General features: G+C 71.7%; 4 protein-coding genes. 2 read left to right on the forward strand and 2 right to left on the reverse strand.

Annotated elements, in window-relative coordinates; translation table 11 throughout:
- Both HZZ10_RS19025 and HZZ10_RS19030 read right to left on the reverse strand, forming a co-directional pair.
- The coding region (locus HZZ10_RS19025) for a hypothetical protein (protein ID WP_179914714.1) at positions 1-202 on the reverse strand (202 nt) is incomplete at its 3' end.
- Between the two features lie 369 nt (positions 203-571).
- On the reverse strand, positions 572-1393 hold the full coding sequence (locus tag HZZ10_RS19030; protein WP_179914715.1) for an SDR family oxidoreductase: 822 nt from the start codon (positions 1391-1393) through the stop codon (positions 572-574).
- Positions 1394-1596: 203 nt separating this feature from the next.
- On the opposite strand from HZZ10_RS19030, the gene proC reads away from it, so the two are divergent.
- Complete coding sequence (gene proC / locus HZZ10_RS19035) at positions 1597-2424, forward strand: pyrroline-5-carboxylate reductase (protein WP_179914716.1); 828 nt, start codon at positions 1597-1599, stop codon at positions 2422-2424.
- Between the two features lie 219 nt (positions 2425-2643).
- On the forward strand, positions 2644-3681 hold the full coding sequence (locus HZZ10_RS19040) for a putative F420-0 ABC transporter substrate-binding protein (RefSeq protein WP_179914717.1): 1038 nt from the start codon (positions 2644-2646) through the stop codon (positions 3679-3681).
- Positions 3682-3864 lie beyond the last annotated feature (183 nt).

The following is a 3864-nucleotide window of genomic DNA, read 5'->3' on the forward strand; positions in this document are numbered from 1 at the left end:
GGGTGGGTGCGGGCGTGGTTGCCGCCGCAGCGAGGACGAGCGGCACGGCGGCCACGGGCTGCTCCATCGGGACGGTGGCGGCTCGGCTCGACGAGGCCTGCGTGCTGTCGCCGCGCAGGCGACGCAGCGAGAAGGCCGAGATGTCCTGGGCGACGAGGGACTCGATGGTGACGACGGAGAGGTCGAGGGCTGTGACAGACATGTGAGGTCCTTGGGGGTGCGTGGCTGGACGCATCCCGGACCAGGGGCAGGTACGACGGTCCTCAGACGACTGAGGCGACCTGCGGGTGGTCGACGGGATGCACTGCGGAGGAGGTCAGAGCCTCAACAACACGCAGCAGCTGCGCACAGCGCACCGCAGACCGGCGCGTGCAGGGCACGCGCGGCGGAGGTCTGGGTGGTGGTCACCAGAGCATGGTGCCAGGGGCACGGTCCGGTGCGCAAGGGGTGGGACGGCCGGACCCAGGACGCGAGGCAGCGCCGTCTGGCCCGGGCCTTTCCACGCGGACGACCTGCGGCCTGAGGGAGGGTGCGGTGCTGCCTCACCCTCCCCCGGCCACCGGAGGCCCTCTCAGCTCTTCCGCGCCACCAGCGTGTTCGAGGCCTGCGCACGCGGGCGGATCATCAGGTGGTCGATGTTCACGTGGTGCGGGCGGGTGAGCGTCCAGGTGATGGCGTCGGCGACGTCGTCGGCGGTCAGCGGCTCCTCGACGCCGGCGTAGACCGCGTCGGCCTTGGCCTGGTCGCCGTCGAAGCGGGTGAGCGAGAACTCTTCGGTGCGGACCATGCCCGGCGCGATCTCGATGACGCGGACAGGCTCCCCCACGAGCTCGAGGCGCAGGGTGTCGGCGATGACGCGCTCCCCGTGCTTGGCGGCCACGTAGCCGGCACCACCCGGGTAGGTGCCGTGCGCGGCGGTCGAGGTGAGGACGACGACGTCGCCGCGTCCTGAGTCCCGGAGCGCCGGGAGCAGCGCCATGGTGACCTGGAGGGTGCCGAGGACGTTGATCTCGTACATGCGGCGCCAGCGCTCGACGTCCGAGACCTCGACCCTGTCGGTGCCGAGCGCTCCCCCGGCGTTGTTGACGAGCGCGTGGACGGGACCTCCGGCGGTGACCTCGGCGGCGAGCCGGGCGACGTCGTCGGCCACGGTGAGGTCGGCGACGACCACCTGCGCACCGGTCTCCTCCGCGAGCGCGGCGAGCCGGTCCGCCCGCCGGGCGACGGCGACGACGTCCCACCCTGCACGGCACAGGTGGCGGACCGTCGCAGCACCGATGCCTGAGGAGGCTCCGGTGACGACAGCGCGGAGCGGCGTCGAGCGGGCGACCTGCGTGCCTGCGGGATCACCAGACGGGACGGGCTGGGACGGGTCGGTCTGCTGCTGGGACACGGGTTCTCCTCGAGGACGAGCGGGTACCGTACTGGTCTAGCACGTCGGTGCTGGCCGGGGCTGTTCCTGCCCGCCGCCACCACCGCCCCAGCGCGGTCGGCTCGTGCCGACCCGCGTCGCACGGCGGCGTCGGGTGCACCCGCTGCACCTTCGCCGCACTCGTCTCCCGTTCGTCTCACCCCCGTCAGGAAGGTCCACAGCTCATGACCGTCGGATTCATCGGCACCGGGAACATGGCGAACGCGATCGTCCGCGGGATGGTGGGGTCGGGCGGCTTCCCCGCCGACGAGGTGGTGGTCTTCGACCGCAACGCCGACAAGCGCGAGCTGCTCGGCGCCGACCTCGGCGTGCAGGTGGCCGGCTCGGCCGAGGACCTCGTGGACGCCTCGGACGTCGTCGTCGTCGCGGTCAAGCCGCAGGGGATCCCCGCGCTGCTGAGGGGTCTCGCGGGGCGGATCGCGGAGCGGCGACGGGTCGTCTTGTCGATCGCCGCGGGCACACCGCTCGCCAGGCTCGAGTCCTTCCTGACGACCGACGCTGCGCCCGGGTCGGACTCTGCTGTCGTGCGCGTCATGCCGAACGTCAACGCGATGATCGGCGCCGGCATGTCCGCTGTCACCGGCAACGCTGCGGCGACAGCCGACGACGTGGCCACGGTGGTCGCGATCTTCCAGGCTGTCGGCGAGGTCGTCGAGATCCCCGAGTCGCAGTTCTCCACCTACACGGCCATCGCGGGTTCGTCCCCGGCCTTCACCTACCTGTTCATCGACGCGCTCTCCCGGGCTGCCGTCGCGGGTGGCATGCCTAAGGCGCAGGCCACCCAGATCGCCGCCCAGGCTGTGCTGGGCTCGGCGAAGATGGTCCGCGAGTCCCCGAAGAGCCCGTGGGACCTCATCGACACCGTCTGCTCCCCCGGCGGGACGACCGTCGCCGGACTGCTCGCGCTCGAGGACCGCGGGTTCTTGTCGACAGTCGCGCACGGCGTGAAGGCGACCATCGACCGCGACAGGGAGATGAACGCGGGCGGCTGACCTGCAGTCCCGGCTTTCCTGGTGGGGCCGCGGGTAGAGTATCCCCAGATCCCGGACCTGATTTGGCCTGGTGGCGTGCCCCGCTCGATGGGGTGCTGATCGTCGGTACGCAGTAGCCGTGCCTCCCGCTGACCACACCTCATCAGGAGTCTCCTCGTGCTGCCCAGCCGTCCCCGTGCACCCCGCCGCCCCCTCGCCCGTCTCGCTCCTCTCGCGCTCGTGACAGTCGCAGCGTTCACGCTGGCAGCCTGCTCGGCGAGCAGCGCGCCGGCCACGGGGAACGCTGCGGACAGCTCGTCCTCGGGCGGGGCGACAGCCTCGTCGGGGACCAGCGCCTCGGCCACGACGTATCCGTTGACCCTCGACAGCTGCGGCTTCGAGGTGACAGTGGACTCCGCCCCGCAGCGGGTCCTGACGATCAAGTCGTCGACCACCGAGATGCTGCTCGCCCTCGGGCTGTCCGACAGGATCGCCGCGACGGCGTTCCTCGACGGACCCGTCCCGGAGTGGTTGACCGACGCCGCGGAGGGCAACGACGCCGTGACCTCGCCGCTCTCGACCCAGGCGCCCGGCGCCGAGGCCGTCACCGAGGTCGAGCCTGACCTGGTCTACGCCGGGTGGGAGTCGAACCTCACCGCCGAGAGCGCCGGCGACCGCGGGACCCTCGCGACGCTAGGCGTCGCCAGCTACGTCTCACCGTCGGCGTGCAAGGGCGAGGGGTACATGCCCGACCCGTTGACCTTCGACGACGTGTTCGCGGACATCACCGAGGTCGGGACGATCTTCGACGTGCAGGCCTCCGCCGCCGAGCTGGTGGCTCAGCAGCGCGCCGAGCTCGAGGCTGTCGTCCCCGACGAGCGGGGCCTCACAGCGCTCTGGTACTCCTCCGGGACCGATATCCCCTACGTCGGGGCGGGCATCGGGGCGCCGCAGATGATCATGGAGGCCGCCGGTCTGACGAACGTGGCTGCCGACGTCCACGACACCTGGACCCCCTTCGGCTGGGAGGACGTCGTCGCGGCCGACCCCGACGTCATCGTGCTCGTCGACGCCGCGTGGAACACCGCGGACAGCAAGATCGCGATGCTCGAGGAGAACCCGGCGACAGCCAACCTGAACGCTGTGCAGGAGCAGCGGTACGTGGTGATCCCCTTCGCCGCGACCGAGGCGGGGGTGCGCAACGTCTCCGCGGTGTCTGACGTCGTCAAGCAGGTCGGGGCTCTGACCGTCGGCACCGACGACAGCGCTGCTGGCTGAGATGGGCCGGACGGGACGGGGCAGGACTGTGTCGAGCCATGGGGTGCCGGTCGCGGAGGGGTCGAGCGCGGCGAGGTCGAGCGCGGAGGTGCCGATCGCGGGCATCTCGAGCGTGGCGAGCTCGAGCTCGTCCGCTCCGGGCGGTCCTCTGCCGGGACCCAGCGAGCACGCACCCGCCCCCAG

Origin of the sequence: Sanguibacter inulinus (assembly GCF_013415325.1) — a bacterium.
Taxonomy (GTDB): Bacteria; Actinomycetota; Actinomycetes; order Actinomycetales; family Cellulomonadaceae; genus Sanguibacter; species Sanguibacter inulinus.

Bases quoted from the DNA above. Each gene is read 5' to 3' on its own strand.
- proC (WP_179914716.1), top strand. From the start codon at position 1,597: ATGACCGTCGGATTCATCGGCACCGGGAACATGGCGAACGCGATCGTC.